Source organism: Paractinoplanes deccanensis (assembly GCF_016862115.1).
Lineage (GTDB): Bacteria > Actinomycetota > Actinomycetes > Mycobacteriales > Micromonosporaceae > Actinoplanes > Actinoplanes deccanensis.
In genome coordinates this window covers 93477-107615 of the sequence record NZ_BOMI01000134.1, presented here as the reverse complement: position 1 = coordinate 107615, position 14139 = coordinate 93477, and the positions used below count along the sequence as shown (strand labels likewise).

Below are 14139 nucleotides of genomic sequence, written 5' to 3'. Positions count from 1 at the left end.
CCCGCCCACAGGCCCGCCCACAGGCCCGCCCACAGGCCCGCCCACAGGCCCGCCCACAGGCCCGCCCACAGGCCCGCCCACAGGCCCGCCCTCCCAAGGGGGCCGCCGCCTGACGAGCGTCATTGTCGCGCGGATCGGTCGATCTTGCGGTTGGGCCTGTGGACAACGCGTGCTGTGGATAAGTCGGCCCGGCCCCGCGAAGTCGAGGCATCGTCCGCGGGCCCTTTAAGGTCGGGGGCCATGCAAGCCGATGACCAGCGAGTCCTGCCGGGCCTGTCCGATCGGGTCGCGTGATGGTGTCGCCACGAGGCGCTCCAGGGTGAGGAAGAACGCTGCCGTGGTGACCGGATCAGCTGACGTGGTCGCGCGTATTTCGGTGGAGCGGGGCGGCTCGAGGGTTGACCATGGCGGTCGTGAACTACCGAGAAGTCAGGGCGGTTTATACGGACACCGCCATCACGGTCTATCAGGCCTATCCGCCCGCGATTGCTGATGCGGCGCTGCGGGCGGGGCGGTTTGTCGCGCCGTTCAAGCGGGAGCGGATGACGTGGATCAAGCCGTCGTTCCTGTGGATGATGTATCGCTGCGGGTGGGCCACCAAGCCGGGGCAGGAGCGGGTGCTCGCCGTGTCGATCACGCGTGCGGGGTTCGAGTGGGCGCTGCGGCGGGCGGTGCTCAGCCATTTCGACCGGGAGTTGTACGCCGACCAGGCCGCGTGGAGCCGGGAGCTCAAGCGCAGCCCGGTGCGGGTGCAGTGGGATCCGGAGCGTTCGCTGCGCCTGGGTGAGCTGCCCTGGCGGTCGTTGCAGGTCGGGCTCTCCGGCGAGGCCGTGCACGCCTATGTGGACGAGTGGATCGTCGGGATCGCGGACGTGACCGCGACGGCGCGGGAGATTCGCCGGCGGCTGGACGATCAGGACGACGCGGGGGCCGCCTCACTGCTGCCCGAGGAGAAGGTCTATGCGCTTCCGAGTGACATCGCTGCTCGGGTGGGGGAGCGCGCGCCGGGCCGGTAGGGGGCCTTGGCCGGCTCCGGCGCGCGCCGGATCAGGGGTGGTCCCGCGCAGTCGAAGGATGCGAGGGAATGGAAGTGGAGTGCGCCCGCGCCACCAATAAGAGGCCGCCGACGATCGAAGGACAGGGGAACGGGATCGAGGGTTGGGGCCGGCGCAGCTTGGGGGCGGAGCGGCGCCGGCTCGCGCGGGTCAGGTTATGGGGCCGGCACCTCCTGAGGGGACGCCGAAGGAGGGGGTGCCGTCGGGGTTCCAGTTCAGGCGCTGGATGCGGGTGTGGCGGTTCGGGTCGTACAGGGGGTCGCCCGTGATGTCGCGGTAGTCGCGGGCGTGGTAGACGAGGACGTCCGTCACGCCGTCCTCGGCGACGGTGAAACAGTTGTGGCCCGGGCCGTACTGGGAGGTCTCGGGGTTCGAGACGAAGATCGGGTTGGGGGTCTTCGTCCACGATGCCCTGTTCAGCAGGTCCGCGTTGGCGGAGGCGGTGAGCAGGCCCATGCAGTAGCGGGCGTCGGTGGCGCTCGCCGAGAAGGTCAGGAAGACGCGGCCGTTGCGGATCAGTGCGGCCGGGCCCTCGTTCACCTTGAAGCCCTGGATCTCCCAGGTGCGGGTCGGGGTGCTGATGCGGGTCGGCTTGGTCGCGAGCGTCCACGGATTCGCCATCCGGGCGATGTAGAGGCTCGTGTTGACGGCGATCTCCGGCTCGCTCTGCGCCCACACCAGGTAGCGGCTGCCCCGGTGGGCGAAGGTGGTCGCGTCCAGCGTGAAGCCGTCCCATTCGGTACGCAGCTGGGTCTTGAGCGTCCAGCCGGCCGGGTCCAGCGGGTCGGCGCGGGTCGACTCGAGCACGTACGTGCGGATGCGGAACACGTCGTCGGAGTCGCCAGCCGCGAAGTAGATGTACCAGCGGCCGTCGATGCGGTGCAGTTCCGGGGCCCAGATGTGGCCGCCCATCGTGCCGCTCGCCGGGCGCCGCCAGATCACCGACTCCGCGGCGGTCGACAGACCGGTCAACGTGGACGCGCCGCGGACGATGATGCGGTCGTACTCCGGCACCGACCCGGTGAAGTAGTACATGCCGTTCGTGCGGGGGGTGATGAACGGGTCGGCCCGCTGGGTGATCAGCGGCGGGACGGGTGCGGCCGCGGCCGCCGGGGACGCCGAGGAGAGTCCGGCGACCGTCCCGGCGGCGGCCACCCCGAGTGAGCCGCGCAGCAGGGTTCGCCTGCTCATTCCGTACGACATGGGGATCTCCTAACGAAGGGGGATGCGCAGGAAGGTGATCGAGTTGGCCGGGAACGACCTGGTGAAGGTCGAGCCGAGCCCGCGGACCGTGGACGTGACCGGCTGGATCGGCTCCGCGCTGCGGGTGTTCTGCTCGCCCGGATCGCCGGTGAGCACGGTCATCCGTCCCGTCGACGCCACCCGGAGGCCGTCGAGGTCGACCTTGGTGAGGGCCGCCTTGTCCTGCGCGTTGACGACCTTGACGATCAGCTCGCGGGAGCGGAGGTCCTTCGTGATCACCTGGGCGAAGGGCTCGGTGACCTTGTTGTCGTCGAAGGTGCCCCACACCTCGCCGTCACGGATCAGCGTGACCTTTGTGCCGCGTACCTGGATCGTCAGGTTGTAGGTCTGGCCCGTCACGACCGTGTCCGGCCTGGTGAGCAGCTGCTCCTTGGCGTCGGCGCTGCCGGACGCCTTCTCGATCGCGCCCTGCGTGTTGTTCCAGCCGCCGAGGTTCCACCAGTACCAGTTGTCGGAGTCCTTGATGCCGAACGGGATGAGGAAGCCCTCGGCGCCGCCGGTCTTGGTGGCCTTCAGCGTGATGTCGTAGTCGGTCGCCGTGATGTCCGTGGCCGCGGCCACCATCGTGTTCGTCGCCGCGGTGTCGGACTGCACGTAGGCGCCGTCCTGCACGCTCCACGTGCCGCGGTTGCTCAGCGAGGTCCAGCCGTCCGCGTTGCCGTCGGCGAAGTCGTCGCTGTAGAGGACGGTGCCGTCCGTACCGGTGACCTTGACGTCGTCGTAGCGGGCCGCGGTGGCCCATGTGGACAGCCCGACCCGGCCGGTGATCGGCTTGGGCTGGACGACCGCGCCCGCGACGGAGGACGGCACCACCCGGTCGCCGACGTTGTTCATGAACAGCTTCTGGGTCTGGTAGCTCGTGGTGCCCCACGACTCGTCGGCGTCGAACCAGATCAGGTCGGGCCGCCACTGGACGTGGTCGATGTTGGCGAGCAGCGGCGCGTACGACGCCATCCGCACCACGTCGGCGTTGCGTTCGAGGCCGGTCATGTACGCGGCCTCGGCCAGCGAGTTGGCGAACTTGGCGTCCTGCGACGCGTACTCCCCGAGGAAGACCTTGGGGCCGTTGCGGTCGTAGCTGTCGTAGCGCGCGTTGTTCTGCAGGAACCACGACGGGCTGTTGTAGTAATGCTCGTCGACCATGTCCGATCCGGCCGACCGGTTGAGCTCCCAGAGGCGGTCGAAGGTGGCGCCCTGGTCGTCCGGTCCCGAGTTGCCGATCACCGTGATCGTGGGGTACGCGGCCTTGATCGCCTCCCGGAACTTCAGGTAGTTCGCGAAGTACGCGTCCGGCAGGTTCTCCTCGTTGCCCACCGCGATCATGGTGAGCCCGAACGGCTTCGGGTGCCCCATCTGGGCTCGCAGCTTGCCCCACGTCGACGTGACCGGCCCGTTGGCGAACTCGATCAGGTCGAGCGTGTCCTGGATGTGCCGTTGCAGCAGCGCCGGATCGTCGGTGGCGCGATTTTGGCCGCAGCCGGTGACCAGGGCCGGCACGACGGGCAGGGGTGCGGCGCCGATGTCCTCGGCGAACTGGAAGTACTCGTAGTAGCCGAGGCCGTAGCTCTGGTTGTAGCCCCAGAAGTTGGCGTTGGTGGCGCGGGTCTCGACCGGGCCGACCGTGTCCTTCCACTGGTACGAGCGGGCGCGCGGGTAGCCGGACGCGGCGTCGTAGCCGTACATGCTGCCGGTGTTGACCAGGCAGCCGCCGGGGAAGCGCAGGAAGCCGGGCCGCAGGGCCGCGATCTTGGAGGCCAGGTCGGCCCTGAGGCCGTGGTTCTTGAACGTCTTGCGCGGGAAGAGCGAGACCATGTCGAGCTTGGCGGGGCCGGCGGTCTCGACCTTCAGCGTCGCCGCGTCGGTCGTGGCTGTCGCGCGGAGCGTAGCGCTGTACTTCCGCCACTCCCCACTTCGGACATTGACGATATGCCGAGTGGAGCCAAGGGTCACCGTCAAGGTGGTGGCCGCGTCCGCACGGGCCCAGACCGAGAAGTCGTAGAAATCGCCCGCCACAGTGGCGAACGGTGAGCTGACAACGCTGCCGTTTATGTCCAGATAAGTACGGTTGCGCTCGTTGATCCGCGACGCGTCGTCGCGCGTGGTCGCCGTCCCGGTGACGGTCCACCCGGTCAACCCGTTGTACGAAGCATTGTCCGCGGGCGAGAACTCGAACGACCGGTTCCGGACGAGCTCCGCGTAGAGCCCACCGTCCGCCGCCCAGTTGATGTCCTCGAAGAAGACGCCGTACAGGGAGTCGCTGATCGCGGCCCCGGTGGTGCCGGAGTCGACGGTGATCGTGTAGTCCGGCGTCGGCGCAGGTTGCGCGCCCGCAAGGGGAAGAGCGGCCAGTGCGGCGACCGCACCGGCGAGGAGGCGTGGCATAGATGGCCCTCTCTGTTCACGTAAACAGCGTGGCACCCGTAACACCTTGACGGTTGTCTATGTGAACGTTCACTCTAGCGGTAACACGACGGAAATGTCAGGAGTCGATTTCGCCATGAGATGGAAGAGCCTGATCGCCCTCGCCGCGGCCGCTGCGGTGCTGGTGGCCGCCGAGCCCGCGCTCGCCTACCCGGGCCCCGGCGTCGTCACCGGCAGCATCAACGTGCACGACCCCGGCATCGTCAAGAAGCCCGACGGCACCTACCTGATAGCGCACACCGGCGACAACATCCCGCTCAAGACGTCGGCCGACCGCACCGCGTTCCGCGACGCCGGCGTCGTCTTCCCCGGCGGCGCGTCCTGGACCACCGCGTACACCGGCGGCAGCGCCAACCTCTGGGCGCCAGACCTGTCCTACCGCAACGGCCGCTACTACCTCTACTACTCGGCCTCGACCTTCGGCTCCAACCGGTCGGCGATCTTCCTGGCCACCAGCACCACCGGCGCCTCCGGCTCGTGGACCAACCAGGGCCTGGTCATCGAGTCGCGCACCAGCGACAACTTCAACGCGATCGACCCCAACCTCTACGTCGACCCGTCCGGTCGCTGGTGGATGTCGTTCGGCTCGTTCTGGAGCGGGATCAAGCAGGTCCAGCTCAACCCGTCGACCGGCAAGCGGCTCGACAGCACGATCCGCTCGCTAGCCGGGCGTGGCGGCGGAGCGATCGAGGCGCCGTACCTCTTCCGGCACGGCTCCTACTACTACCTCTTCGTCTCGTTCGACCTCTGCTGCCGGGGCGCCTCCAGCACGTACCGGATCATGGTGGGCCGATCGACCAGCCCCACGGGACCGTTCGCGGACCGCAACGGCACGGCGATGACCAGCGGAGGCGGCACGGAGATCCTCGCGGGGCAGGGCAGCGTCCACGGGCCGGGTGGCCAATCGGTCTTCACCGACGTCGACGCGGACGTGCTCGTCTACCACTACTACGCGGACAACGGCGCCGCCCGGCTCGGCATCAACCTCATCGCGTACGACTCGGCGGGCTGGCCCTACGTCTATTAGAGGATCTGCACCTCGGGGGAGTCGCCGGCCAGCACGAACGAGCCGCCGAACGGCTCGACCAGGCCGTCCTCCACCAGGCCGGACAGCGCCCGGGCCCGCTGCACCTCGTCGGTCCAGACCAGGTCCAGGCGCTGCTTCGGCACCGGGCCGGTCGCGTGCCGCAGCACCTCCAGCAGCAGGCCGCGCACCTGGCGGTCCGTGCCGGCGTACCGCTGCGGCTTGCGGCTCGGGCCGTCGAGCGGGGGTGAGCCGTCGAGCCGCCACGCGCAGATCGCCTCGAACGGGCAGTCGGCGCAGCGCGGCGAGCGGGCGGTGCACACCAGCGCGCCGATCTCCATGAACGCGATGCTGGCGCGTGCGGCCTTCGCGGCGTCGGACGGCAGCAGCTCCTCCACGGCGGCCAGGTCCGCGGCGGTCGTGTTCGGTCCCGCGTCCGGCTTGCCCTCGACCGCGCGGGACACGACCCGGCGCACGTTCGTGTCGACCACCGGATGCCGCTGCCCGTACGCGAAGGTCGCGACCGCCCGCCCGGTGTACGTGCCGACGCCGGGCAGCGCGAGCAGCTGATCGAGATCGGACGGCACGTCGCCGCCGTGCCGCTCCACCATCGCCACCGCGCATGCGTGCAGGCGCATCGCGCGGCGCGGATAGCCGAGCCGGCCCCACATGCGGATCGCCTCGGAGGGCGGGTCGGCGGCGAGCGCGGCCGGGGTCGGCCAGCGGGTCATCCAGGCCCGCCAGGCCGGCTCCACCCGCACCACCGGGGTCTGCTGGAGCATCACCTCGCTGACCAGCACCCCCCACGGAGTCGTGTCGGGCTGCCGCCAGGGCAGATCGCGGGCGTTGGCGTCGTACCAGGCGATGGCGTCTTCGGCGAGAGTCATGGCAGGTCTTACTGTAGGTGAGTGCATGAGCTGGCCATCACCGTCATCGGCCCCGACCGTCCGGGCATCGTCGCCGACGTGTCCGAGGCGCTCGCCGCGGTCGGCGCCAACCTCACCGACTCCACGATGACCCGCCTGCGCGGCCACTTCACGATGACGCTGATCTGCACGGGCCCGTCCCCGGCCGAGGCCGAGGCGGCCATCGGCACGCTTTCCGGTGTGGTCACCCAGGTGCGCCAGGTCTCTCCCGAGACGTACGCCTCGAGCGGCGAGCCGTACGTCGTGAGCGTGCACGGCGCCGACCGGCTCGGCATCGTGGCCGCCGTGACCCGGGTGGTGGCCGCGGCCGGTGGCAACATCACCGACCTTTCGACGCGCCTGGCCGGCACCCTCTACGTTCTGGTCGCCGAGATCGACCTGCCGCCCGCGGCCGCCGACGAGCTCGCCGAGCAGCTGGCCGTGGCCGGCGCCGAGCTGGGCGTCGAGGTGACGCTGCGCCGCGCCGAGCCGGAGATCCTGTGATCGCTTGGGACGGCCCGGCCGGCCGCGTCCTGCCCGTCGTCACCGCTCCGGCGCCGGTCCTGAGCGCGGTCGGCGCCGAGGTCGACCCGTGCTCGCCCGAGATCGTCCAGCTGGCCGCCGACCTCGTCGCCACGATGCGCGTCTCGCCGGGCTGCGTCGGGCTGGCCGCTCCCCAGGTCGGCGTCGGCGCGCAGGTCTTCTGCGTCGACGTGACAGGCCACCCCAAGGCGTCCACCACGCACGGCGTGTTCGTGCTCTGCAACGCCAAGGTCATCGAGGCGAGCCGCTGGAAGGCCGGTCGCGAGGGCTGCATGTCCGTGCCCGACCTGACCGGCGACGTGAAGCGGGCGGGCCGCGTCGTCGTCTCGGCCACGCTGCCCGGCAGCGGCGAGCCGGTGACCGTCACGACGGACGCCTTCGAGGCGCGGGCGCTGCAACACGAGATCGACCACTGCGCCGGAAAGCTTTTTCTCGACCGGGTCGCCGGCGCGCACGCCGTCTACCAGCGCAAGGTGTATCTCTAACGAAGAAGAGGCGAGGACGTGTCGCATAACCCGGCGCGTCGCGGCCTTCGTCTCGGTCATCCGGGTTTACGGTGGCCCCATCATGCGATCGACGGTTGGTCCCCTTCCACCCGCCGTCTACTGGCGGCGTCGTGCAGTCGTGCTGGGCGCAGTGCTGCTCGGCATCATCGTGCTGTTCGTTTCCTGCTCCGGCAACGACGACAAGGACAACCCCAAGGGCACCTCGTCGTCCCAGCTGCCGACCCCCGCGCCGGCGTCCTCGCCGACCACCGAGCCGTCGTTCCTCGACGGGGCTCCGGGCGGCAACGACCCGTCGTTGCCGGCGCCCGGCGACATCGAGTCGCCGTCGCAGGATCCGCAACAGCCGCAGCAGCCCACCGCCACCGGGCCGACGCTGCCGGCGAACACGGCCACCGTCGCCGGCGGCCAGAACTCGAACGTCGACGTGCCCGCCGGTGCCACCGCCTGCACCGACCAGGAGATGCAGGTGACGCCCGTCCCGGCGCGCACCCAGCTGAAGCGCGGCGAATCGGTCGAGATCCAACTCAAGATCAAGAACACGAGCTCCCGTACGTGTTCGCGCGACGTCGGCGCGGACCCGCAGGAGCTGTACATCGACTCGGGCGCCTTCAAGTACTGGTCGTCCGACACGTGCAGCACCGCCAAGGGCAGCGACGTGCGCCAGCTGACCGCGGGCCAGGAGCTCGTCTACCGGGTGACGTGGAACGGCCGCCAGTCGAGCAGCTGCTCCAACGGCGCGCCGTCCGGCCCGACCCCGCCGAAGGGCCAGTTCCAGCTCTGGGGCCGCCTCGGCACCCTGGTGAGCCAGCCGGTCGCCCTGACCATGACGTCCTAAGTGGTCGCGGCGATCGAGCTCTACCTCGACGTCGACGCGACCCGAAGGATCCGGACATTGTGGCGCGCCCTCGAGGAGGAGGGCGTGCCCACGCTGGCCTCCCTGCTGAACGACAAGCACCGCCCGCACGTGTCCCTGGCGGCGGCCCGCACGCTGCCGCCGGAGGAAGTGGTGGCGGCGTTGTCGGACATGGTGGTGGCGCGGCCCCTGCCGGTGCGGCTCGACTTCGTGGGGCAGTTCGTGGGCCGGGTGCTGTGGCTCGGGGTCACGCCCACTGTGGAGCTGCTGTCGCATCACCGCGAGGTGCACGACAGGCTGGCCCGGGCGGGCGTGGAGACGTGGGAGCTGTACAGGCCGGGGAAGTGGGTGCCGCACTGCACGGTGTCCATGCGGGTGCCCAACCCGGTGATGGCCGTGGCGGTGCGGCGGTGCCTGGAGATGTTGCCGGTTCCGGCCCGGGTCGCGGGGGCTTCGGTCACCGATCACGCCCGGGGCGTGGCCGAGGAGCTGCGGTGAGGTGATCATGAAGCGGCCGACGCTGTTCCTGACCGTGGGGTTGCCCTGCACGGGAAAGACCACTGCCGCTCGGCGCATCGAGACCGAGCGGCAGGCGCTTCGCCTGACGAAGGACGAATGGGTGAAGGCCCTCTACGGGCCGGAGAACCCGGCGCCGGCGACGGACGTGATCGAAGGACGGCTCATCGCGATCGGGCTGCGCGCCCTGGAACTGGGCACCAACGTCGTGATCGATTTCGGCCTCTGGAGCCGCGACGAGCGCTCCGCTCTGCGCCGGGCGGCAGCGGACGTGGGCGCGACGGTGGAGATGCGTTACTTCGAGCTCGCCCCGGCCGAGCAGCGGCGACGGCTGGACCGGCGGCAGGCCGAGGCGCCGGACACCACATGGCCCATGTCCGACGAGGAGCTCGCCGAGTGGGCTGCCCTCTTCGAGACCCCGACGCAGGGCGAACTCGACGGCAGCGAACCCGTCGGTGATCCACCGGCCGGATTCGCGACCTGGGACGCGTGGCGCGGACACCGCTGGCCGCCATCGGTCCTCTGACGGCCGCCCCACGCCCCGCTGTGGGACGCGGCGTTGTGAGACGTGGCGTTGTCGGGCGGCGCTGTGAGGCGTGGCGCTGTGAGGCGTGGCGCTGTCGGGCGTGGCGCTGTCAGACGTGGCGCTGTCAGACGTAGCGCTCGAGGATCGATGCCTCGGCCAGGCGAGACAGGCCCTCGCGCACGCCCCGGGCGCGGGCGTCGCCGACGCCGTCGACGGCCTGGAGGTCCTCGACGGTGGCGCCCAGCAGGCGCTGGAGGCTGCCGAAGTGGTCGACCAGGCGGTCGACGATCTGGGTGGGCAGGCGGGGGACCTTGGCCAGCAGCCGGAAGCCCCGCGGGGAGACCGCGGCGTCCAGGGCGTCGGAGGCGCCGGGGTAGCCGATGGCCTTGGCCACCGCGACCAGGTCGATCATCTCGGTGGCGGTGAGGAGGTCGAGCTCGACCAGGGCCTCGTCCAGCGTGCGCGCCTTGCGGTGGCTGGGCAGGTAGTCGCGGATGACCAGGGTGCGGTCGGAGTCGACGCCGGCCATGAGCTCGTCGAGCTGGAGGGCGAGGAGGCGGCCGTCGGTGCCCAGCTCGACCACGTAGCCGGAGATCTCGTCGGCGATGCGGCGGACCATCTCGAGGCGCTGGACCACGGCGACCGCGTCACGGACCGTGACCAAGTCTTCGATCTCCAGCGCGGAGAGGGTGCCGGAGACCTCGTCGAGGCGGAGCTTGTAGCGCTCGAGGGTCGCCAGGGCCTGGTTGGCGCGCGACAGGATGGCGGCCGAGTCGTCGAGGACGTGGCGCTGACCGTTCACGTAAAGGCCGATGATGCGCATGGACTGGCTCACCGAGATGACCGGGAAGCCGGACTGCTTGGCGACGCGCTCGGCCGTGCGGTGCCGGGTGCCGGACTCCTCGGACGGGATGGACGGGTCGGGCATCAGGTGGACGGCGGCGCGGACGATGCGGGTGCCGTCGCTGGAGAGCACCACGGCGCCGTCCATCTTGCACAGCTCGCGCAGGCGGGTGGCCGAGAACTCGACGTCGAGCGGGAAGCCGCCGGTGCAGATGCTCTCGACGACGGCGTCGTAGCCCAGGACGATGAGCGCGCCCGTGCGGCCGCGCAGGATGCGCTCGAGGCCGTCGCGTAACGCTGTGCCGGGGGCCATCAGCGCGAGGTTGGCGCGGAGCGGGTCGGCGCTCACGCCCGAGCTGGTGAGGCCGGCGCTGGGATTGGTCGCCGCACGATGGGCCGAACCGTTGACACCCGTGCGGGGCGTCGGGGTGGCGGCGGCGGGCTTGGAACCATCGCGGTCGAGCGGCACCTGTACATTCTACGGACCCGTCTCCAGGTCAACGAGGCGTGGTTCGATGAATCACCGAGGGTCACCGCCGTGGGCGGCCGAGGCACGGGCCGCGGACTGGAGCGCGGAGCGCAGATCGCTCACCTCGATCACCTCCATGGCCTTGAGCGAGCCGGCCGTCTCGGGGGCGCAGCCGGGCGGCACCAGCGCCACCTTGAAGCCGAGCCGGGCCGCCTCGGCCAGCCGCCGGCCGACCGCGCCGACCCGCCGGATCTCGCCGGTCAGCCCCACCTCGCCGATGGCCACCAGGTGGGGCGCCATCGCCAGGTCGAGCCCGCCGGAGGCGACGGCGAGCGCCATGGCGAGGTCGGCCGACGGCTCGGTGAGCCGGATGCCGCCCACCGTCGCGGCGAAGACCTCGCGGTTGTAGAGCTTGAGCTGCTTGGTGCGGCGCTCGAGGACGGCCAGCACCATGGCGAGCCGGGCGCTGTCGAGGCCGGAGACCGTGCGCCGCGGCGAGCCCTGCACCTCGGCGCCGATCAGTGCCTGCACCTCGGTGACCAGCGCGCGCCGGCCCTCCATCGCCACGGTCACGCAGGTGCCGGGGACCGGCTCGGAATAGCGGGTGAGGAACAGGCCGGACGGATCGGGCAGGCTGGCGATGCCGCCCTCGTGCATCTCGAAGCAGCCCACCTCGTCGGCGGCGCCGAAGCGGTTCTTGACGCCGCGCACCAGGCGCAGCGACGAATGCTTGTCGCCCTCGAAGTGGAGCACCACGTCGACCAGGTGCTCCAGCACGCGCGGGCCGGCGACCTGGCCGTCCTTGGTGACGTGACCGACCAGGACGGTGGCGATGCCGCGCTCCTTGGCGACCCCGACCAGGGCGGCGGTGACCGCGCGGACCTGGGTGACGCCGCCGGGGACGCCCTCGGTGCCGGGGGCGGAGATGGTCTGCACCGAGTCGAGCACCAGCAGGCCCGGCTTGACCGCGTCGAGGTGGCCGAGGACGGCGGAGAGGTCGCTCTCGGACGCCAGGAAGAGCTTGTCGTGCAGGGCGCCGAGCCGCTCGGCGCGCAGGCGCACCTGGCTCACCGACTCCTCGCCACTGACCACCAGGGACGGCGAGCCGGCACCGGCGGCCCACTGCTGGGCCACGTCGAGCAGCAGTGTCGACTTGCCCACACCGGGCTCGCCGGCGAGCAGCACCACCGCGCCCGGCACCAGGCCGCCGCCGAGCACCCGGTCGAGCTCGCTCACATTTGTCGGCACGGCCTTGGCCGGGGCCGCGCTGATCTGGGCGATCGGCTTGGCCGGCTCGGACGGCATGCGCGAGCTGACCACGCGGCCCGCGCCGAGCGGCGTGGTCACCGTGGACTCGATGACCGAGCCCCACTCGCCGCACTCGGGGCACCGGCCCAGCCACTTCGGCGGCTGATGCCCGCAGGCGTCACAGACGAAAGCCGGCCGGGCGGCCTTGGCGGCGGAGCGAGTCGAAGATGTCACCCCGCCAAGCTAGCCGCCCGGTATGACAATTACTCGCCGCCGCCGAGGTTCTCGTGCTCCTCGTTCTCACCCGTCAGCGCCGGGCCGCGCGAGGCCGGCGACAGCGGCACCGCGAACGGCGCCTCCACCTGCAGCGGCTGCGAGTTGCCGCTGACCTCGAAGGTGAGGGCCAAAGACGTGCCGGGGGCGAGCTTGTCGCTGAGGCCGACGGCCCAGACCTTCTGCTCGTCCTCGGGGAGGAAGGTGGCGCTGCTCAGCGCGGGGATCGTGATCTGCGCGGGCAGCAGCTGCTGGGCGGGCTCGCTGGGCGCGCTCGCGCCGGCGCTGGGCCGGCCCGAGGAGCCGCCGGGCGCGACCGAGGGCTGGTCGGGGATGCCGCCGGCCTGGTCGTTGCTGCCGCCGACCTCGTCCTGCGACGGGCGGCTGCCGGAGGGCTCGGGGTTGGGGCCGGGCGAGGCCGCCTCGGCGCCGCCGCTCAGGCCGATCTGCTGCGCCGACACCAGGTTGTTGGTCGAGCCCTGCTGAGGGCTGCTGCTGATCGACACCTGGATCGGCGAGGTGGTCGTGTTGTAGAGGCTCAGCTCGAGCTGGGCCCGGCCGCCCGCCTCGTAGCCCTCGGGGCTGTTGTAGATCACCTGAAGATTGCGGATCTCGAGTCGCCCGTCGGGGCTCTGGGTGTTGAGACCCGAGATCGGTGCATCCAAGATGGCGGTCTCGGCGACCTGTCCGGCCGAGCAGGCGGACAGCGCCATCACGGCGACCGTGGCGACACCCGCGGCCAGTGCGACGCGGCGGGTTCCCAGCGAGCGCATCACGATCCTCCAAGAAACGAACACCAAAGGGCGTAAGCCCCAGCCTAGAGGTCGGCGATCGGGCTCGTGCGCCGACCCGTCCATTCACACCACCCGGCCGCTGAAGATCAGCAGCAGGACGTCGATCAGGGCCACCACGATGACCGCCCGGAACATCGCCACCGCGCGTCCCGAAGCGCGCGTGGTCGCGTACCAGCCCAGGGGAAGGACCACGACGCAAGCGCAGGCCGCCGCCCAGCCCGCCCACGACGGCGGCCCGGGCGGCCCGAAGACCAGCGTGAGGGTCGCGGCGAGAAGGAGCACCGCGGCGGCGATCGTGGAACCCGTGGCGCCTAGCACATGTGGCAGTCCTCGCACGCCGGTTCGGGCATCATCGGCGAGATCCGGCAGCACGTTGGCGAAGTGAGCGCCGCCACCCAGCAGCGCGCCCGCGGCCACCAGCCAGGCCGGCGGCGCGGGGTTGCCCGGCAGCGCGACCACCACGAAGGCCGGCAGCAGGCCGAACGCGACCAGATAGGGCACCACGGAGAACACCGTGGACTTCAGCGGCCAGTCGTAGAGCAGCGCGAAGACGCCGACCAGCGAGATCACGATCGTCGGCCCCCAGCCGAACGGCAGGCCCAGAAAGGGAATGGCCAGAGCGGCGATCAGACCCGCGACCCCGACGGTACGGCGGCTGACCGCACCCGAGGCGACGGGCTTGTCCGTACGGCCCGCCCGCCTGTCCCGGTCGGCGTCGAGCCAGTCGTTGACCCAGCCGACGGCGAGCTGGGTGGCGCCGACCGCGAGGAAGACACCGAGGATCGCCCAGCCGCGATGACCTGCTCCGATCGCCAGCAGCGTCATCGCCACCGTGACCGCTCCGCCGGGCTCCGGATGGGACGACTTGATCAACGCGAGGGCGCGGGACATGAATGCAGT

At 71.0% G+C, this 14139-nt stretch carries 14 protein-coding genes; 7 read left to right on the top strand and 7 right to left on the bottom strand.

Annotated features, from left to right (window positions below; genetic code table 11):
- Nucleotides 1-404 precede the first annotated feature (404 nt).
- Nucleotides 405-1016: a DUF4291 domain-containing protein gene (locus Ade02nite_RS33565; protein WP_203772620.1), complete on the top strand. Its 612-nt coding sequence runs from the start codon at nucleotides 405-407 to the stop codon at nucleotides 1014-1016.
- 189 nt (nucleotides 1017-1205) lie between these two features.
- Here Ade02nite_RS33565 and Ade02nite_RS33560 read toward each other — a convergent pair whose 3' ends face one another.
- A complete protein-coding gene (locus tag Ade02nite_RS33560) occupies nucleotides 1206-2258 on the bottom strand; it encodes a family 43 glycosylhydrolase (RefSeq protein WP_203772618.1) in 1053 nt (350 codons plus the stop codon).
- Between the two features lie 9 nt (nucleotides 2259-2267).
- Complete coding sequence (locus Ade02nite_RS33555; protein ID WP_203772616.1) at nucleotides 2268-4700, bottom strand: alpha-L-arabinofuranosidase family protein; 2433 nt, start codon at nucleotides 4698-4700, stop codon at nucleotides 2268-2270.
- A 115-nt stretch (nucleotides 4701-4815) separates the two neighbouring features.
- On the opposite strand from Ade02nite_RS33555, the gene Ade02nite_RS33550 reads away from it, so the two are divergent.
- Nucleotides 4816-5766: an arabinan endo-1,5-alpha-L-arabinosidase gene (locus tag Ade02nite_RS33550; RefSeq protein WP_239169242.1), complete on the top strand. Its 951-nt coding sequence runs from the start codon at nucleotides 4816-4818 to the stop codon at nucleotides 5764-5766.
- On the opposite strand, the gene Ade02nite_RS33545 is transcribed toward Ade02nite_RS33550, so the two are convergent.
- Complete coding sequence (locus tag Ade02nite_RS33545; RefSeq protein WP_203772612.1) at nucleotides 5763-6650, bottom strand: HhH-GPD family protein; 888 nt, start codon at nucleotides 6648-6650, stop codon at nucleotides 5763-5765. The genes Ade02nite_RS33550 and Ade02nite_RS33545 overlap by 4 nt on opposite strands.
- A 21-nt stretch (nucleotides 6651-6671) precedes the next feature.
- Between Ade02nite_RS33545 and Ade02nite_RS33540 the strand changes: the two genes are divergently transcribed.
- The 5 genes from Ade02nite_RS33540 (at nucleotide 6672) to Ade02nite_RS33520 (ending at nucleotide 9612) form a co-directional block, all read left to right on the top strand.
- On the top strand, nucleotides 6672-7172 hold the full coding sequence (locus tag Ade02nite_RS33540; protein ID WP_203772610.1) for a glycine cleavage system transcriptional repressor: 501 nt from the start codon (nucleotides 6672-6674) through the stop codon (nucleotides 7170-7172).
- On the top strand, nucleotides 7169-7696 hold the full coding sequence (locus Ade02nite_RS33535; protein WP_203772608.1) for a peptide deformylase: 528 nt from the start codon (nucleotides 7169-7171) through the stop codon (nucleotides 7694-7696). Before Ade02nite_RS33540 ends, Ade02nite_RS33535 begins: the two co-directional genes overlap by 4 nt.
- A 139-nt stretch (nucleotides 7697-7835) precedes the next feature.
- A complete protein-coding gene (locus Ade02nite_RS33530; protein WP_307871241.1) occupies nucleotides 7836-8552 on the top strand; it encodes an adhesin in 717 nt (238 codons plus the stop codon).
- Complete coding sequence (locus Ade02nite_RS33525) at nucleotides 8553-9068, top strand: 2'-5' RNA ligase family protein (protein ID WP_203772604.1); 516 nt, start codon at nucleotides 8553-8555, stop codon at nucleotides 9066-9068.
- 7 nt (nucleotides 9069-9075) lie between these two features.
- Complete coding sequence (locus tag Ade02nite_RS33520; protein ID WP_239169241.1) at nucleotides 9076-9612, top strand: P-loop nucleotide/nucleoside kinase family protein; 537 nt, start codon at nucleotides 9076-9078, stop codon at nucleotides 9610-9612.
- 124 nt (nucleotides 9613-9736) lie between these two features.
- Here Ade02nite_RS33520 and disA read toward each other — a convergent pair whose 3' ends face one another.
- The 4 genes from disA to Ade02nite_RS33500 all read right to left on the bottom strand — a co-directional run bounded on the left by disA (nucleotide 9737) and on the right by Ade02nite_RS33500 (nucleotide 14130).
- A complete protein-coding gene (disA, locus tag Ade02nite_RS33515) occupies nucleotides 9737-10924 on the bottom strand; it encodes a DNA integrity scanning diadenylate cyclase DisA (RefSeq protein ID WP_203772601.1) in 1188 nt (395 codons plus the stop codon).
- 51 nt (nucleotides 10925-10975) lie between these two features.
- Entirely contained in the window at nucleotides 10976-12406 is a 1431-nt protein-coding gene (gene radA, locus Ade02nite_RS33510) for a DNA repair protein RadA (RefSeq protein ID WP_203772600.1), read from the bottom strand.
- Nucleotides 12407-12435: 29 nt separating this feature from the next.
- Nucleotides 12436-13218 carry a hypothetical protein gene (locus Ade02nite_RS33505; protein WP_203772597.1) on the bottom strand — a complete coding sequence of 261 codons (783 nt, stop codon included), beginning with the start codon at nucleotides 13216-13218 and terminating at the stop codon, nucleotides 12436-12438.
- 84 nt (nucleotides 13219-13302) lie between these two features.
- Entirely contained in the window at nucleotides 13303-14130 is an 828-nt protein-coding gene (locus tag Ade02nite_RS33500; RefSeq protein WP_203772595.1) for a UbiA family prenyltransferase, read from the bottom strand.
- Nucleotides 14131-14139: the final 9 nt, after the last annotated feature.